The sequence below is a fragment of the Syntrophomonas zehnderi OL-4 genome, assembly GCF_000983115.1.
Lineage (GTDB): Bacteria > Bacillota > Syntrophomonadia > Syntrophomonadales > Syntrophomonadaceae > Syntrophomonas_B > Syntrophomonas_B zehnderi.
Genome location: NZ_CGIH01000038.1, coordinates 1 through 17,465 on the forward strand (window position 1 = coordinate 1; position 17,465 = coordinate 17,465).

Below are 17,465 nucleotides of genomic sequence, written 5' to 3' on the forward strand. Positions count from 1 at the left end.
GGTATAGCCCTCCGCCTACAATCGCCATAATCAATATCTGATTGTAAAGGTCTAAGAACATACAATCACCTACTTCTTTAGGCGCTTCATAAGCTTTTCAATGTCTTCTTTCGTTAAGTCGCCATTATCACATAAGGAATTTATAAACCCCAATACCGAACCTTTATGAACGTCGGCGATAAACTGCTTGGTTTCAAAATTTCGGTATTCCTGTTCCGTTATACACGGTTCGTAATAATTTGCCTTGCTAATTCTTGTTGCCTTGAGAATTCCTTTTTCCATTAGCCTGGCTAAAAACGTAATGACCGTGCTTTGCTTCCAGTTATTATCTTCCGGCAAATTAGCAATGATCTCTCTGGTAGTAACGGGGTGTCCGGCTACCCATATGAATTCCATAATCTGTTTTTCTGAATCTGACATTCGGTGAATTTTGTTCATGGAAACCTCCTTATAAAGCCCCCTGGTCTTAGTTTTAATATAACAATTTGCACTCTACTTACGTTTCGCCAAACGCTACTTAAAAACGTTAACTTGCTTTATTATGTCTAAACTATCTTTTTCCAATATATATAGAATCCAACTGTCTGTTCCGTCTTCATAGCGATATGTCAGCAATACAATATTACCTTTCTCATTGTAAACAGCATTTCCGGCGTTATCATTGTTATCATTAAGTATGGTGTTAGGCAGTTCCTCTTTATCCACATGTTTTACTTCTTTGAATTCTTCTGTTCCTTTGGCATTAGATAATTCGTTTTTCTCGATATTATAGACATATGCGGAATTTTCAATGGCACTTATGTTTCCTAAAGCGATTTTTTCATTATTGGATTTGGCAATCGTGTAATCGCTGCCCTGCATTTTATTAAGTCCCAAAGACATGTTATCGATTGTATGGATAATGTTTTCTTTATCAAAATCGTAAATCAATATGCCGTTAAAATTTAATATAACTGCATATTGCTTGTACGCATAAATTAATTTAGGACCCGTTGCCCCGATCGGCTGTTTTTTAATTGCCTCTATTATTTGATCATCCTTATTTAGATAACCCTCTAAATTTAATTCATTTGAGTTTTCTTTATCTGCTTGCTCGTTTGTACAACCTGCTGTTGCTATTAAAAAGATAGATACTAAAGCTATAAGAAAGGCCAGTTTCTTTCGCATTACATAATGTCTCCTTTACTCGATTATTATGGGGACACTTTAAAGTCTGTTTTTTTGCATGCCGTTTGAACTTTAAAATGTCCCCATAATTTTACTAATTATAATATCCAGTAATATGAATCTTGAGGTTTGATATGCCTCCATATCTTGTGGAATAATATCCGGAATATGCGTTAGTATGTGCGGTTACCGTTGGGTCTCCTCCTGGAGTGTGCACTACAATAGAATGATAATATTCACCTGAACTTGATAATTGAATTATATCTCCTGAATTTAAGCTGCCAAACGTGCTACTAACCTGCCCGTAAGGGCCTTTAGTAGTATTATTCAACAGAAAAGTTTGTAGCTCTCCAGCTCCTGTCCACGAAGAACTTCTATCATTTGCACTTCTGTAAAACCATCTATCACTGCCACTAATGCCAGTATTAGGAGAAGGGTAGAAGGGGGCACCTCCTCCATCATGTAAAACTTGAGAGGCATAGTTAGTGCAGTCCCCTCCCCCAGTCCGTGAAATTTGCGTAAGCAGGATTAAATCCATTCCACCAATTATCCTGATACGTTCTCATCCCAGCACGCTCGCTGGATGTAAAGGTATGAAAGCTTTGCACCGATTTATTGTCCTCCGTAGCTTCTGCTATTAAGCCGTCGTTTTCTTTTTGTACATCTTTAAAGTAATTCTTTATATTTTCTTCAACCGTATTGTAATCGTAGGAAGCCTTAGTCTGCGTATTTAATTGGAATTCTAAATTCAAATCAGCCGCCGATTGAGCTATCGTTGCATTAATCAAACTTCCTGAAGATAGATCATTGGACATTGCTGCGATTACTTTAAATTCGTTTAAATCATCTTTCCCTAATATAATTTTATAACCTGCATTCAAAGAAGATTTTAAATCTCCATCAATATAAATATAATTTATATTGAGAAGAACTTCATATGAGTCATCTAATTTAGTCACTTTCGTATCTAAAATTTCACGGGACTGTAGCACAATTTTTCTCCCCGATAACTCTTGTTTTAGATTCATAATTTTTCTTTTATCTTGGATAAACTTTTTTAGTTCATCTGCATTTGTTGCTATTAAATCTTCCTTATAACTTTCCGGATCGGCAAAATCAGAAAATGTTGTATCGACAAAATTTATTGCATTTTCAATCGCTAAATCCTCGATCTCTTCTGCCGACGCACTTAAGCACCCTATGCTTAACACCATCACCATTGCCAACAACATTGAAACAATTTTCTTTGACTTCAGCATTTGAATTCACACTCCTTTTATTTTTCAAAGTGACTTCTCAGGTTTTTGCCCGCAAAAACCATATTTTAATTTGAAAGGCCCATTGGATTCACTCCCTCAACATACAGAGTTGATATTAACAGTTTTTTTGCGACAGTTTCTAAACGATGCTCCGCAGGCCCTTAACGGCAATTTTACTTCCTGTTTGCCGCATTTTAAAGTGACGGCTAAACTTTCGTCCTGCGCAAGTTTAGGTCCATAATCTATTTTTTGCATCTGACACTCGCTGTGTTTTTGCTCATGAAATCCGCCTCTTCTTATCTACGTGGTGTAATTCAATATTAATTTACAATATGTAGATTAATGTGTCAATACTTTTTGGAAAATAAAGTAGCAAAAAACAGAGAAAACAAATTGAGTTTCTTCTTGCCAAAAAAGCATTCCAGCTCATAGAGAAAAGATATGCGGCAAGAATGAAAAAAGGCCCGTCAGGGGAAGCGTAGGAAGAGGGTGCGCTCCCATGCGTGCCTATTGTGTTCCAGTCAGTGAATCACTTCAACTCGATATCTACCATGCTGCCGTATAATTGGAGAAGTACAGCAGGGGGTCAACTCTGGTGCCGCCGACATAAACCTCAAAGTGCAGATGCGGGCCAGTGGACATTCCCGTGCTACCCACGAAGCCGATGGTCTGGCCCTGCTTCACCGTCTGCCCGACATCGGCGCTCATTTGGCTCATGTGGGCGTAAAGGGTCTTATTGCCGTTGCCGTGGTCGATGATAATATAGTTCCCATAGCCGCCTGCGTCGTAAGCTGTGGTTGTGACCACGCCGTCCGCGGCAGCCAATATTGCCGTTCCGTATCCCGCTCCGATGTCAATGCCGCTGTGGGTTTTGTAGACGCCCAGGATGGGGTGCAGCCTGGTGCCAAAAAAAGAGGTTACATAGTCGCTGTCGGCGCTGGGCCAGATATAAAAGCCCTCCGCAATTACCTCCGTTCCGTCCCCCAGGTGTCTCAACCCTGTGATCAGGGCCATAAAATACTGGTCGTATGAGCCGCTCAGAAGTTCTTTCAACAGTTCGTTCTGCTCGCTGTTAAAGCCGTAGATTTCTGCTTGTTCCCATGCGGTTCGCTGGGTAATGACGATATGCAGAATATGTTCGTACCATGTTTCCCCGTCGCTGTCGGTATGCGCCACAATTCAACCACATTATTGAAAATATGCTGAGCTGGCATCACAGCGGGTTTAATGTCTATTGTGGACCAGCCATTAATCCAGGGGATCAAGAAGGGCTGGAAAAACTTGCTCAATATATTATTAGAGCTCCCCTCTCACAGGAAAGACTGATCTATATATCCGCATCCGAAGTGCCTGACGGTATTGCCAGAGTAATTTATAGAGGCAAAAATAGCAGCGTTCGGGAAAGCTTTATGGCCCTTGACTGGTTGGCAAGACTTGTTACCTATATTCCCAATAAGGGAGAACAGCTGGTCAGATATTACGGATATTATTCCAACAAGTCGCGGGGGATGCGCAAAAAAACCGAGATTGATGTAGAGATTCCGTCGTTGGTTGAATCTGATATTTCCAAAAAGGCCTTTCGCAGAAACTGGGCTCGCCTGATTCAAAAGATTTATCATACGGATCTATTACTCTGCCCTCAATGTAGTGGTCACATGCGAATTATATCCATTATCGAAGATCTGTCTATCGTCAAGAAGATATTGATACATCTGGACCTGTGGGCAACTAAGAATCATGACCCTCCTCCCACATCTTCCGCTGATATAGAATATGCCTGTCTGGCAGCTCCTTGCCATCCATGGCACTGCTGCACTAGTCCATCCATGGACGTCGCAAGTGTTCCGCTCTCCATCACGAACGAAGAGAACATCAGAAGTACCCGCAAAGTGAAAGCTCAAGAGGTGTCTTATGAGGAACTTCCTCAGCTAAGTTTTGATGAATTCTCTGATGATTATGTCATACCAATGCCGTTTGCCGATCCCTCCGTGGTTCTTTTGATGGCTTGATAATTTCTGTAAAATTTTCCTTCTATATGTATAAGACAACTTATGAAATATTTTGCAACAGCTTGATTAGTACTTTTAATGCTTTTTTACCCCCCAAGGGCAGGCCCCAAAAACTTCCAGTTGCGCAAAAAAGCCTGCCCCAAAAAGGGCAGCTTTATCTGCTTCGTTTCAGATTTATGAATTAACTTAATAATTGTTAATTGAGTGTTGCAAATTACGTCTCTTCTTGTCTATTATAGTAAAGAAGGCCTTTAAAAGGCATGATGTTATTTATTGGAGGGATGCGATATGGCTGCCTCACATGCAAGCAAAAGTATTTTGGGATGGGCATGTATATGAAAAAAACAATTTGGTTGACCTTTTTGTAGGCTATGATGTTATTTTCCGGATGTGCGGATAAAAAGAATCCAGTCACAATACCCGATGCATCATCACCAGAAGGCATAATTAACAGTAAAGCAGCACAAGCGCCAACTGAGCGGTCAACAGACAACAATACTCCAGAGAGTTATTTAGTAAGCCTGCTCAAGCACGACAATCTCAAGGTATCAGAGGATCTTATCTCGCAGTTTTTTAAATATTATCGTATGAACCCATATGAACTGGCCATGCTGCCCGCTTTTGCTTCCCCTGAACAAGCGGATTGGGATCAATTTACGCTTTATATCTATATGAACTTTGTTAGCCCAAGAAACGAGGCCAAATATGAAAACCTTGACGACGTGCTTACAAAAGAAAAATTTGCAAAAACGGTAAATAAGTATTTTGGAAGAATAAACTACACCGATCGAGGCTCTTCATACCTTACCTATGATAACGGTGTTTATTGCATAAAGCCCGGAGATACAATGAGACACGGCTATTATCGCCTCACAAATATTTCGAAAGACACCGATGGTATCTATACGGCGGTATTTGATGGCTTGTTCTTCGGGGAATTGGAATCCTCCGACCTTTATGAGGACGCCACGCCAAATATAAAGGCTATCAGAGATGCCGCTGGCACAACGGAAGCTATGCAGAAGGCTGAGTTTGAGAAAACCGTACTAGATATTTTCCTCAAGCCGAATTACAACCAAATACTCAGAATGACTGAAAAAGTCACTATTCAGTTTACATTATCCGGTGATGATACTTTCCCATTTGCATATAAGTCATGCAAGATAACAAAATACTAACTGTGCAGAATCATGACCGCCGGTGGTATTCTGACTGCCCGTTTACGGGCGGATGCTTACTGCAATATAAAAGAGGCCGCCCCCTTGGGACAGCCTCTCTTTTGAGTACTGATTATTTATCTGAATTGAATATGAAGATGAGGGCCGGTAGAGTTCCCTGAATTACCGCTGTAGCCAATGAGGTCCCCGCATTTTACAGCCTTGTTCGCAAGAACAACAGTTTCTTCCGAGTAATTATTGCCGCTTGAAGAATCCGGGCAATTCTCAACATAACTTGGCGTGGAATAGCCGTTCAGGCTGGACAGATGGCCATATTCAATATATGAAGGTGTTCTGCCGTCCGCTGTTTCCCACCCAGAAGCAGGCGTCAAGCGTGTTCCTCGCCCAAGACTGAGGTGCGAATCAGCGCTGGTTTGGGTATGTTTGCCCCAAATATATGCAAATTTAAAAGTGCCGTCACACATGGCGTAAACTGGAGTCCCAGTTGACACAGAATAGTCTACATGGTTGCCGCCAGTAAAGTTATTGTTTTTATTTATGGGGTCTTTCATGATCTGGTCGGAAACAGGTGCTGTAGACAAATAGCCGGCATAAAAATACGCCCTCTTCTTTTGCGATCCAGAAATGTTGTACTCAATAAACGCATAGCTGTTAAACATCTGGCCGATATAGATGACTGTCTCCCCTCTTGAAACAGAACCGGCCGCCACATATCCGGTTGACGCAGGCCCGGTGTACGTTGTGCCGCTGGTGTTCACGTACCTGGTAAGATTCTGATTGGTGATAGTTGGCACCGACTCGGTAATGTTTACCGTGCTGGCGGGAACGTATCCTCTTTTCTTATTGGTTGTACCGGTGACGCTGTACTCGATATGAGCCCAGGTTCCCTCTTTCCAGATGGCGGTTACATTTTCGTTTTGGGATACGCTGCCTACCGAGGGGTAGGTGCTCGTGCTGGGACCGAGGATTCGATCTTGGGGATGGTGCCGATCTCGTCCAGGTACATCATAAGGTTTCATCGATCTCCGCATTGTAGGCGATGATGTTCATCATCATGGACATCTCCACGGCCAGCTTGAAAAGCAGCCTGGCCATCCGGTTCTCCGAACTTTCCACCACGCCGGCCATGGCGGAGGTAAGTGCGGCGGGCAGAAACTTCATGCTGTTTTCCGCGGAGATGTAGCCGCAGTAAAATAGAATGGCCTTCTCAATGAATTCGCTCTGGCTGCCGCAGTTGTCCTTTTGATACCACTCCTTGACCTGGCGCTGCGTTTCCGGGCGCATCCACAGGGGAAATTTCTTCTTTTTCTCTTCCACCATTGTTTTCGACCTCCAATCCGGCGCATAGGGGATCGCAACACCGGCCGCGATCCCCTATAAAATACTGTATTTACCTCCTTGACGCCGGTTTGCAGCTCCTGGCCCGACCCCCACGGGCAAGATCCGACCCCGGTATGAAACGTTCCTCAGCCCGCGTTGCGGGCTGAGGTGAGCCGAGGCGGGGGGCTGGGCGACCCCGCCTCTTTAACCTGCAAGATTTTCGACCCCATGGCTCACCCCCTCTCCCAAGGGAGGGGATATCCATCCCTTGGGCCGCTTTTGGATTGCCGCTCACAAAGCCTCGACACGGCCTGGGAAGCTGTTCATAGGTATACGGGTGCCATCCCTTTTGTCAAAGGGGCACACCGGGCGACACAGCCGCCAGATCCGCTCCTATTTGCCTCATGCTTATCCGGCCCCTGCTGCCGCCCTATTTGATGGCAGGCCGGGCCATTTCTCCACCCACTATGGCCATTACGGATAAAAATGCATTCCTTCCGCAAAGCCTTGTTAAAAAGGAAAAAAATTGGTAAAATGATGTACTAACAATTTATATTTGAAGGGAGGGCATACGGATGATCTACACGTTGATGAATAAGTATACCCCGGTGGTGGAACTGAATATTGACGAAGATACGGGCGCGATTTTAAAGGTCGTCCAGGTGATTCATCCGGAATACCTTCCCGTTGGCATTGCGATGATCAGAGGGATTCCCGACCGGAAAAGCCTGAACGATTGGTGGCGGGGACGTTCCATTCCCGCCAGCCGTTCCGGTATCCGGGAGGCTCTCGATATCTTGAAGGTGTCCTATACGGAGCAGCTTCTCACCAAATGCTACGGGCTGAGTCTGTCCGACCAGTATTGGATTAATCCCAAGGCGCATCCTTTTAAATGGGAGGATATCAATTTCTTTCACAATCCTTTTTCCGATGATGTGGGCAATGCGCTCTTTGGTCAGGCGACACCCGGCAGCGAACTGGACCTGCTCTCCCCCTGCAACACATCGGACGGATGGCTGCGCAAGAAATGGAAAATCATCGACGGTGAACGCTGCCTGATCAAGTCGGGAAGCAATCCGTTTCAGCAGGAGCCTCTCAATGAGGTGATTGCCACCTCCCTGCACCGACGTTTAAACCGCGGGGCTTATGTGCCGTACCGCCTCATTTGGGAGGAGCAGATCCCCTACAGCATATGCGGGAATATCATCACACCGGAGACGGAACTGGTCAGCGCCTACCACATCTACCGCAGCCAAAAGAAGCGCAACCACCATTCGGTGTACGAGCATTTCCTGCTTTGCTGCGAGCATTTGGGCATCCCCGGCATGCAGGAGTTTTTGAACTACCTGCTAGCCTTTGACTTCCTGATCGCCAATACGGACCGGCATTTTGGAAACTTCGGAGCTATCCGCAATGTGGATACCTTGGCCTGGGTAGGCCCGGCCCCCATCTATGACAGCGGTACCAGCCTCTGGCATGACCAGGTCACCGGGGCCATCCATCCGGGAGGCGATGTGCCCGCTCATCCTTTCAGACCGACCCATGCCCAGCAGATCGCTTTGGCCGGCAGCCTGGATTGGATTGATTTTTCCGCACTGCGGGATATTGATGAGGAGTTTCGGGTGCTTCTATCCGCATCTCCTTACATCGATGAGGCTCGTACAGACGCACTCTGCCAGGGTTTAAAAGGCCGGGTGCGGCAGTTGGAACAGCTTGCGTTGCAGCAGCGGCAGCATGCGGTCACGGGGCCTTCCCAGGATGAGCCGGGAGCTGAACCGGACTCGCCGGATTTTGAAATAAAGCTATCATGAGCTTAAATGACCGCTCTGCCAAGTGACAAGGCGGTTATTTTTTTCGGCTTATTGCCCATTTTCTGCGGTATTTTTCTGTAGTGAGGCCGGACGAGAGGGGCTTTTTGTTTTGGCCGCTTCCTCCGCCTCCCGGCTCTCGATGTATTCCCGCACCGGCACGGGAACGTGTTTTTCGTAGAGCTTCTGCATGACTTCGTCCAGCTCGGCCAGAAGCTCGGCGTCTTTTTTGCTCATATACCGCTTAATGGCTCCGAGCTTTTCCGCGTCGAAGCTGATTTGAACGGTTGCCTGCTTCATGGTTTCGCACTCCTTTTCCCGATTGTATTTGTTCACATGCTCATGCTCATGCCCTGGCTTTCTTCCTCGTCAGGGGCTGCGTCCCATCCCGGAGAATCCAAAACCGGGGCGGCTTCAGCCGCGGCTTGCTCCCGCTGACGGCGGGATTGCCTCGGCTGACGCACCCTCTGCTGCTCCGGCTGCTGTTCCGGTGCCTCCGGTTCAGGGGTTTCATCCGGTTGCCGCTCCTGCATTTCCGGTTCGGGAGCGGGTTCCTGTGCAAGCTCCAGTCCGAGCCTGCTTTCCACGTATTCGCGGACATTGGCGGGGACAACTTTTTCATAGGTTTTGTCCAGGTAATCTTGCAGTTCCTGCTCAATGGACAGCTCCTTTTTGGCCATAAAAAAGCGGAGAGCCTCCAGCTTCTCCGTGGGGAACAACATCTTCAACTCGGTTTCTCTCATGGCTGATTTCCTCCTTAAAAATTCATATTCATTGTGTTTTCTTCTTCCTTCCAGGACTCATCTTCATCCTCCATCAGCGATGAAAACAGGAAAAATTGCTGGTTCGGGCACTGCTTATTAGTTCACCACCTCCTTTTCTTACTGTTGATGCATCTGCATATTTGGCGGCTGTGGTTCGACGCAAACACGGTCTATGTCCTCTTTATGGCAGATAGCTTCTTGGATTTTTCATTTCTCCATTGATTCTTACCTCGAAGTGCAAGTGTGGACCGGTGCTGCGGCCTGTGGAACCGACCTGGGCGATGATGTCGCCGGCCTTGACTGTCTGTCCTTCGGCAATGAGGATTTTAGAGCAGTGGCCATAGAGAGTGACGAAGCCACCGCCGTGATCTATGGCCAGGTGATAGCCGTAGCCGGTGTTCGTATAGCGCACAAACTGCACCGTGCCGTCCAGGGCCGCGCGGATGGGGGTGCCGCTGGGCGCACCCAGGTCCAGGCCGGTGTGCCCTCTGCTCTCCCCGGTGAAAGGATCAGTCCGGTAGCCGAATTCCGAGGTGACCACGCCGCGCCAGTTTTCTCCTAGAGGAGAACAGAAGCCGTCGGCCCCCACAAAGGGCGCGTCGGACAGAGGCAGGCCGTTGGCCCATTGGTCGAATGCCTTCCCATAAGTGGGAACGCTGCCGCCGTACAATATACGGTAATATATTTCCGCAGCGTTGGCCTGATCCTCTAAAGTAATCGTCCGGCCCAGGGTGTTTTCCAGGTTGTCGTAGATCTCCGGCAGGGATTTGATCGGCACGGCCACGGTGCGGGTTTCCTCCGAAGTGGTGCCGTCGCCATGGTCCACGGTGCGGGTGCGGGTTTCGTAACCTACGAAGCACTTGACAAAGGCCTGGTAGCCCGAGTTGTCCATCCTGAGATTTTCCGCGCCGAAAAGCAGAGCATAAAAAATCGCCTTGATTCTAATGCTGTCAAGGCTGCCATCCTCCAACTCCGCGGATATGTCCGTGATGGCTGCATCCAGCTCCGAGAAACTGCCGCGCATATCCCGGATATGGGCGGCGTAATCGGCGGGCGCTTGCGAGGAAATCGCCCCGCCGTTGAAGCACAGGTCGATGGCGGTATTGTTGTGATCCGCCGCGGCCGAGAGCAGGCTCACGATCATCACGATGATGAGAATCAGCGGCGTCACGAGGGCGGCCACGAGAATGCAGACAGCATTCCGCGTCCTCTTGTCGGTGGCCGCGGTGATGGCGGCTTTGACCGCCAGGGCGACGGTTGCGGGAGCGGCCATATCCTCACCACCACTTCAGGTCGAACAGGCTTTCCTGTTCCGGGTGCTGTTCTCCGGCCAGCCGGGTGGATTTCTCCACCGCCTGCTCCAAAACCTCGGTGTCAAAGCCTGCGCTTTGGTAACCTTCCAGGATAGTCTGCAGGTAATAATCCGAGGGGGCGCCCAAGGGACGGCCATCGTTCATGACATACACCATGGCCGGAACAGTTTTGCCTTTCAGCTCCACATCGAGAATTTCCTTGCGGTAAAGGCACGGATATCCTTCATAATGGTCAAGAGCCTGCAGGTCTTTTTCCTTGAGCGTCCATAAGAGTACCGGCACGCAGGTGTTTTTGAGGGGTTCCACCGTTGCAAACGCGTTTTGACGGCCGCCTCGGAACAGCAGCTCATAATCCCTGATCTCGCTTGTCCCCGCCACCCTGGCGGTGGGGCACCGGTAGGCCATCTGCCGCAGGCTGAGATTGCTGCCGTAGGCGATGTACAGGGTTTTGCCTTTCATCATTGTTCAATCCTCCTTGCTACATGGACATGGAAAGGCCGGGGTTTTCTTCAGCCCCGGCCGGTTCGACATCCTGATGATTTTGTTCTTCCGCAGCCTGAGCGGCCTCGGCAGAACGCGCCAGCTCCTTTTCTTTTTTCTGCCTTAGCCGCTCCCTTTGGCGCTCGGCCTGGGCGGGATCTTTCCAGGCGATGCAGCCGTCCAGATGTTCTAATAGGTGCAGCCGGGCGCTCTTGAATTCGTCGCCGATGAGCCCTAGGCGCAGAAGCCAGGTGCGGAAGGTGTACTTTTCATTGCTGCTTTGAGTCTTGATGCGGCTGGCGCAGCGCTGGGAGAGTGCCTGATGGCTGATGGCCAGGCAGAGCTGGATGTACGCTTTGATCTTTCCGGCATGGGTGGTGCTGTTGAACAGCCGGAACTCAATGGTGCCTTTCTGGAATACGCTGTGCAGATTCAGGCAGTGATAGCGGCTGTTGTGGTAATGCTCATGCCTGCCATCGTTGCCGTCGTACCAAATGCAGCCGACCTGCTCCAGGGTTTTGGGCTTCCTGCGGTTGAGTTCCGCTAAAAAACTCTGCTCCACCTTTCTGCAGAATTGGCGCTCCCTTGCCACATCCACCTGCAGGGCTTTGTAGATCAGATCCTCCTTGCTGGCCATGATGTTGGTGATGTTGCGCAGGGTAACCGCGTTGTGCGGCGTGGCATCCACATGGACATGGATGCCGCAGCTTGCGTTGGCGATGGCTCTCCATCACGAACGAAGAGAACATCAGAAGTACCCGCAAAGTGAAAGCTCAAGAGGTGTCTTATGAGGAACTTCCTCAGCTAAGTTTTGATGAATTCTCTGATGATTATGTCATACCAATGCCGTTTGAAGATGAGTATTCGCAATGGACACCTTATGAGGATTGATTCAGCAGACTTGTAATTTATAATATATTGACGACCTGGACAATAGCTGGCTATGAGCATTTTTCGCGGCAGGAGCGTGAAATTTCTTATAGTCTATTTACTCATGCCCATATTTTAGATAAGGGTCTGCCGGGCAGTTCCAACTGCGGCAATAGTCAAGTTAGATTTCATATAAACCTACTATAGTAACGGTATTACCCATGAAAATTATAATTTCACGGGTAATATTATGCTGATAATTATAGCGTTCCAGTAATATACTGAGAAGGGTAAAAAAGTAAATTCTTATCTATGAGAAAAGTTATTTATTTAGATCATGCCGCAACTACTCCCTTAAATTGTGATGTATTGGAAAAGATGAAGCCATACTTATGTGAAAACTTCGGGAACGCATCAAGTATTTATCAATTGGGCATAGAAAGCAGAGCTGCCGTTGATGAGTCTCGATATAAAGTAGCCTATGCATTAAAATGCCAAGCACATGAAATATTTTTTACTTCCTGCGGAACAGAATCGAATAATTGGGCTATTAAAGGAATTGCTTTTGCAAATAGATTAAAAGGCAATCATATTATCACTTCGGCAATAGAACATCCGGCAGTTAAGAACTCCTGTGAATATTTGGAGCATAACGGTTTTGATATTACATATTTGCCTGTTGATGAATTTGGTGTTGTTTCTTTAGACATATTAAAAAAATCCATCCGAAAAAACACTATATTGATTTCAATTATGTATGCCAACAACGAAGTTGGAACCATGCAGCCAATAAAAGAAATAGGACAAATAGCAAGAGAAAGCAATATCTATTTTCATACGGATGCAGTGCAAGCCATAGGTAATATTGATATTGATGTAAACGACTGTAAAGTTGATATGCTATCCCTATCTGCACATAAATTTAATGGGCCAAAAGGGGTTGGGGCCTTGTACATCAGAACGGGAACAAATATAGACCCGTATCTACACGGCGGTTCACAAGAACTAAACCGAAGATCCGGCACTGAAAATGTGCCTGGCATTGTTGGGCTGGGAAAGGCAATAGAACTATCAACTATCGACATTGAATCTAAAAATAAAAAAGTGTTAACGATTAGAAATCTGTTTATTGGAGCGGTGATAAGGAATATTCCCAACGTTTTTCTAAATGGTCATCCAACCTTAAGATTACCGGGTAATGCCAATTTTTTCTTTCAAGGTATTGACGCTAAATATTTAGCGACTATTTTAAATGATGAAGGAATATATGTTTCCAATGGTTCTGCATGTAGTTGTAACTCAAAAAGTCCCTCTCATGTGCTTTTAGCTATGAATAAAACTGAGGAAACTGCGTTAGGTTCCGTAAGGTTTACATTTGGTGAAGAAAATACTGAAGATGAGGTAAATTATGTCGTGGATGTTCTATCCAAAGTTATAGAATACAAGCGTAAAAATCCATGATGCTTATTCTAAAAGATGAGTATTCTATGAAAAAACTTATAAACAAAAATATACAAAAACGAGCCGAAAAATCGTGCCAACGCACTTATTTGGGCTCGTTTTTATGTAAAACTATCTTCTCAGTTTCACATTGTTATGGCATCCCATTTGTAAGGAATATTCCTCCAAATCAGAGATTAACCACAATTTTTTTTGAGCGTCGTAACCGGTTCGGTCGTTGACGCCATTAACGTCCACTAATTCGCAATTGTCCATTTTCCTCCGAAAATGAAAGTATATCCATGGAATATCCGGCAAATCCTTCGGAGGTCCTACCCTCATAGAACACGACCACGCGGTTATCAGAAATATGAATGACATAGCTTTCCTTCCACGGGCTGGAAACTCCGGTCACCCAGCCCACGGCCTCGTAATAGTCATAGTATTCGGATTGCAGCTCTGCGCTCAGAAGCTCATACTGCGCCCGGCCGTTGCGTTCTTTTACCGCCTTTGCCCATTGAGACGCTATCTTATAATATTTTATTGCCGTTTCTTTCGGCACAAAGCTCTTTACAATTCCCATTGCCGTCTGTGCATCCACCTTGGCGGAGTCGAAAGAAAAGTCGAACGCGCAGCGGAGGTCCGCAAGCATGATGTATATGTGAAGCTCATCCACATGGGAATCGTCATTCGCTGCCGCAGGTTGTGTCGCCCGGATTAGCGCTTTTGCGGCGGGATAGTCAAAGCCATCTAAAGTGTCACTTGAAAGCGTTACCCTGTGATTGTCCTCAAACTGGGCAATGGTATGGTCCGGGTCGTAAGTACGCATGAAAAGGGAGCCGACCGCATCACCGGAACGGGTGAAGTTTAAACCTTCGGCTTTCCAGCCATCGGGAAGTAAAAGTGAATATAAACCGGTATCGTATACTTTCGTGTCAACTACGGCTGTGTGCCTTTCCTTGTCTAAAGTTGCGGTAAAGCTCATATTGATTGCAATGTCGGAAAGTGATATATAATTAGTATGATTTATGGTAAAAGCACGCATGGGAATCCGAGTGTCATCAATATGAAAATCACAGGAAGACATATGCGCAATGACCTTTATACCCTGCGATACTTTGGATAATTCTCCGCCCACTGGCGTATAAGAAAGTTGGGGCGACAGCTTAACCTGTAAATTATAACCATTACGTTCCTTACCATCGTCGTACCACGTAACCCCGAAATGCTTTTCCGTATCGTTCAGTATCATAGCCAGGTCTCGCAGTTTGAAATATACGTCGTCCTCAATCTCGTACGCCCACAGGGATACTCTTTCACCATTGATATAAAAGTCATACTGGACGGGCGCGGCGGAAGCAGCGGTCGTACCGACCGCTGCCAGTACCGGAATATTCGGTCCAGTAGCTATAAATACTCCGGCGATAACGAGTATACTAATGATTCGTTTAACTATTCGCATATATAGCCTCCTATCAATAACTAAAGTCAGACAGAAATGGAATACTAGGGGAATACTTGTAGGCTCTATTTTATAAAGGTAATCTTACACAATAACGCATCTACCTCCCTTATTATACAATTTTAACAAGAGTTCGAGTAGAATACCTTTCATAATGTATAAGACAATTCAGGAGGTCTTTTGCAACACTTTTATTGACATTTTTTACGCGCTAACCGGAGCTTTTTACTAGTTCTTTTTGCGTATCTATTCTCTCAGTTTACCATCAGTAGGCTTTTCTGCATCTTTTGGTGTAGCCCATGAAGGGCCAAATCGAACAATACCATCTAGTCTATTTTCTTCAAAAAGTTTTTATATCCTGCGTTCAGAAATCCCCCGCTTGATTGCTGCATTCCGAACAGAAATGTAATCCAACATTATGATAATCCGTATAATCTCAAAGAGAACTTTGTAATCACTCGTTGCGCATAATGAGAACTACAAAGCTACACTATGGATGTTTCTGCATCGTTTAGCTTTACCAATGAGAATTGTAAAATGATACAGGGTGATATGATTATGCGCAATCCAGATAATCTCTATGATTTTAAGGCTTTCGGACAAGTCATAAAAACAGCACGGGAAACCAAAGGATGGACACGGGAGGTATTAGCCGGAAAAGTTAATCTTGCCCCCAGGTACATCATGTCAATTGAGAACAAGGGACAGCACCCGAGTTTTCAGGCTTTTTATGAGCTTGTCACTCTCTTTAATATTTCGGTAGACCAGTTTTTCTTTCCCGATACCGGCGCTGAAAAAAGCACACGCCGCAGGCAGCTTGAAAAACAATTAGACGAATTGGACGAAAAAGACCTTATTATCATAGAGGCTACAGCAAAGGGAATAATTCAAGCAAAGGAAGCGGAAAAATAAAGACCTCCGCTTCCTTTGCCGTCAGCCTATAAAAGCCCACCGGCAACCGATGGGTTTTTATAGACGGGCAGAGAAAAGGCCCGCCACGGGGCAAGCTGATATGTTCACCCGTGGCGGGCCTATTGTGTTAAGCTACTCTGAAAATAGAGAGAATCGCACATGTTGTACCTGCGATTTTCATCCTGCCGCATGGCGGTGTGGGTCTATCCTGAAAGTCAGGATTTTGGTGCTTCGTTTCCAATCGGCGATGCAATTCAGTCGATGTCTACCATGCTGCCGTATAATTGGAGAAGTATAACAGGGGGTCAACTCTTGTGCCGCCGACATAAATTTCAAAGTGCAGATGCGGGCCTGTGGACAATCCCGTGCTGCCTACAAAGCCGATGGTCTGGCCCTGCGTCACCGCCTGCCCGACACCAGCGCTCATTTGGCTCATGTGGGCGTAAAGGGTCTTATTGCCGTTGCCGTGGTCAATGATGAGATAGTTCCCGTAGCCGCCTGCGTCGTAAGCAGCCGTTGTAACCACGCCGTCCGCAGCAGCCAGTACCGCCGTTCCGTATCCCGCACCGATGTCAATGCCGCTGTGGGTTTTGTAGACACCCAGGATGGGGTGCAACCTGGTGCCAAAAAAGGAAGTCACATAATCACTGGCGGCACTGGGCCAGATATAAAAGTCCTCCGCAATAACGTCTGTTCCGTCCCCCAGGTGTCCCAAACCCGTGATCAGGGCCATAAAATGCCGGTCGTATGCGCCGCTCAAAAGTTCCTCCAGCACTTCTCTCTGGTCGTCGTTAAAGCCGTAGATTTCCGCCTGCTCCCCTGCGGTTCGCTGGGTAATGATGATATGCAGAATGTATTCGTACCACGTTTCCCCTTCGCTGTCGGTATGCGCCACGATTTCTATCCAGTGGTCGATTTCTGTCATATCCCAAAATACTTCCTGGATAAGGTCAATACGGGTCTGGTCAATGGTGGCAACATCCATGCCATCGTCGGTCAGGGCGGTTTTGACGGCGAAAACGGCTAGAATATCTATCCAGATATTGCCCCGGCTGCCTCCGGTACCGATGTATTGAACATCCAGCGTATCCCATGTATTGTCATTCTTGATGTCCTCTATCCGCTGGTTGTATTCCTCGTTCACTTCCTGCACAACGCGCGAAATCGGCATAACATCGGTGCTTTTATCTTCATCCGAAAAGAATAGTCCGAAGGGGGAGGCAATCAGGGCGGCGACGGCGGCGATAAAAACGATTATCACCACCAGCGGCCCGCAAGCGGATAGCAGGGCAACCACGCCCTTTACCAATGCGGCGGCAATTTTGGTTATCAGCCTGGCAGCTTTCATAGCGGTTCTGCCCGTAGCTTTCGCAATCCGGGCGGCGCGTTTCATGGCCTGCTGCCTGGCCGCCTGCTTCGCTTTCTTCGCTGCCTGTTTTTGGGTGGCGCTGGTGATCTTGGCGCCTGCTTTCCGGGCCTTGCC

Annotated in this window: 18 protein-coding genes and 2 pseudogenes; 6 read left to right on the forward strand and 14 right to left on the reverse strand. The window is 46.8% G+C overall.

What is annotated here, in order from left to right; all coding sequences use genetic code 11:
• Positions 1-69: 69 nt before the first annotated feature.
• From AAV90_RS10570 to AAV90_RS10585, 5 genes are all read right to left on the reverse strand, one after another.
• Positions 70-438: a BlaI/MecI/CopY family transcriptional regulator gene (locus tag AAV90_RS10570; protein ID WP_046498793.1), complete on the reverse strand. Its 369-nt coding sequence runs from the start codon at positions 436-438 to the stop codon at positions 70-72.
• Between the two features lie 75 nt (positions 439-513).
• The gene (locus AAV90_RS10575; protein WP_046498796.1) at positions 514-1,167 is read right to left on the reverse strand and encodes a hypothetical protein; all 654 of its coding nucleotides are present in this window, start codon (positions 1,165-1,167) and stop codon (positions 514-516) included.
• A gap of 94 nt (positions 1,168-1,261) precedes the next feature.
• Entirely contained in the window at positions 1,262-1,705 is a 444-nt protein-coding gene (locus tag AAV90_RS15730) for an amidase domain-containing protein (RefSeq protein ID WP_076982641.1), read from the reverse strand.
• Positions 1,650-2,426: a hypothetical protein gene (locus AAV90_RS10580; protein WP_046498798.1), complete on the reverse strand. Its 777-nt coding sequence runs from the start codon at positions 2,424-2,426 to the stop codon at positions 1,650-1,652. Before AAV90_RS10580 ends, AAV90_RS15730 begins: the two co-directional genes overlap by 56 nt.
• A 546-nt stretch (positions 2,427-2,972) precedes the next feature.
• Positions 2,973-3,602: a M23 family metallopeptidase gene (locus AAV90_RS10585; protein ID WP_242847546.1), complete on the reverse strand. Its 630-nt coding sequence runs from the start codon at positions 3,600-3,602 to the stop codon at positions 2,973-2,975.
• A 23-nt stretch (positions 3,603-3,625) separates the two neighbouring features.
• Between AAV90_RS10585 and AAV90_RS10590 the strand changes: the two genes are divergently transcribed.
• Together AAV90_RS10590 and AAV90_RS10595 are read left to right on the forward strand one after the other, a co-directional pair.
• On the forward strand, positions 3,626-4,435 hold the full coding sequence (locus AAV90_RS10590; RefSeq protein ID WP_242847547.1) for a transposase: 810 nt from the start codon (positions 3,626-3,628) through the stop codon (positions 4,433-4,435).
• 371 nt (positions 4,436-4,806) lie between these two features.
• Positions 4,807-5,613, forward strand: a complete 807-nt coding sequence (locus AAV90_RS10595) for a hypothetical protein (RefSeq protein ID WP_157609548.1) — start codon at positions 4,807-4,809, stop codon at positions 5,611-5,613.
• A 116-nt stretch (positions 5,614-5,729) separates the two neighbouring features.
• Here AAV90_RS10595 and AAV90_RS14175 read toward each other — a convergent pair whose 3' ends face one another.
• Together AAV90_RS14175 and AAV90_RS10605 are read right to left on the reverse strand one after the other, a co-directional pair.
• Complete coding sequence (locus AAV90_RS14175; RefSeq protein ID WP_052729742.1) at positions 5,730-6,632, reverse strand: M23 family metallopeptidase; 903 nt, start codon at positions 6,630-6,632, stop codon at positions 5,730-5,732.
• Positions 6,628-6,933 (reverse strand): annotated as a pseudogene (locus AAV90_RS10605) (hypothetical protein); the annotation flags it as partial. The pseudogene AAV90_RS10605 and the gene AAV90_RS14175, both read right to left, overlap by 5 nt.
• Before the next feature lie 575 nt (positions 6,934-7,508).
• Here AAV90_RS10605 and AAV90_RS10610 point away from each other — a divergent pair.
• Positions 7,509-8,744 (forward strand): excisionase, encoded by a 1,236-nt coding sequence (locus AAV90_RS10610; protein WP_076982642.1) that lies wholly within the window; start codon positions 7,509-7,511, stop codon positions 8,742-8,744.
• Between the two features lie 48 nt (positions 8,745-8,792).
• Here the strand turns inward: AAV90_RS10610 and AAV90_RS10615 are convergent, their stop codons facing one another.
• From AAV90_RS10615 to AAV90_RS10635, 5 genes and pseudogenes are all read right to left on the reverse strand, one after another.
• Complete coding sequence (locus AAV90_RS10615; protein ID WP_046498803.1) at positions 8,793-9,041, reverse strand: DUF6103 family protein; 249 nt, start codon at positions 9,039-9,041, stop codon at positions 8,793-8,795.
• A 32-nt stretch (positions 9,042-9,073) separates the two neighbouring features.
• Positions 9,074-9,484, reverse strand: a complete 411-nt coding sequence (locus tag AAV90_RS10620; RefSeq protein ID WP_046498805.1) for a DUF6103 family protein — start codon at positions 9,482-9,484, stop codon at positions 9,074-9,076.
• 202 nt (positions 9,485-9,686) lie between these two features.
• Positions 9,687-10,778, reverse strand: coding sequence for a M23 family metallopeptidase (locus AAV90_RS10625; protein WP_046498807.1), 1,092 nt, complete (start codon positions 10,776-10,778; stop codon positions 9,687-9,689).
• Between the two features lie 4 nt (positions 10,779-10,782).
• On the reverse strand, positions 10,783-11,277 hold the full coding sequence (locus AAV90_RS10630; RefSeq protein ID WP_046499051.1) for a gamma-glutamylcyclotransferase family protein: 495 nt from the start codon (positions 11,275-11,277) through the stop codon (positions 10,783-10,785).
• A gap of 19 nt (positions 11,278-11,296) precedes the next feature.
• Positions 11,297-12,022 (reverse strand): annotated as a pseudogene (locus AAV90_RS10635) (amidoligase family protein); the annotation flags it as partial.
• A 41-nt stretch (positions 12,023-12,063) separates the two neighbouring features.
• Between AAV90_RS10635 and AAV90_RS15615 the strand changes: the two are divergent.
• Both AAV90_RS15615 and AAV90_RS10640 read left to right on the forward strand, forming a co-directional pair.
• A complete protein-coding gene (locus tag AAV90_RS15615) occupies positions 12,064-12,189 on the forward strand; it encodes a hypothetical protein (RefSeq protein ID WP_278279305.1) in 126 nt (41 codons plus the stop codon).
• 291 nt (positions 12,190-12,480) lie between these two features.
• The gene (locus tag AAV90_RS10640; protein WP_046498811.1) at positions 12,481-13,629 is read left to right on the forward strand and encodes a cysteine desulfurase family protein; all 1,149 of its coding nucleotides are present in this window, start codon (positions 12,481-12,483) and stop codon (positions 13,627-13,629) included.
• 226 nt (positions 13,630-13,855) lie between these two features.
• Here the strand turns inward: AAV90_RS10640 and AAV90_RS10645 are convergent, their stop codons facing one another.
• Positions 13,856-15,070, reverse strand: a complete 1,215-nt coding sequence (locus AAV90_RS10645) for a hypothetical protein (RefSeq protein WP_046498813.1) — start codon at positions 15,068-15,070, stop codon at positions 13,856-13,858.
• 537 nt (positions 15,071-15,607) lie between these two features.
• Between AAV90_RS10645 and AAV90_RS10650 the strand changes: the two genes are divergently transcribed.
• Positions 15,608-15,982, forward strand: coding sequence for a helix-turn-helix domain-containing protein (locus AAV90_RS10650; protein WP_479725404.1), 375 nt, complete (start codon positions 15,608-15,610; stop codon positions 15,980-15,982).
• Positions 15,983-16,247: 265 nt separating this feature from the next.
• Here AAV90_RS10650 and AAV90_RS14180 read toward each other — a convergent pair whose 3' ends face one another.
• Complete coding sequence (locus AAV90_RS14180) at positions 16,248-17,153, reverse strand: M23 family metallopeptidase (protein ID WP_207642060.1); 906 nt, start codon at positions 17,151-17,153, stop codon at positions 16,248-16,250.
• Between the last annotated feature and the right edge of the window lie 312 nt (positions 17,154-17,465).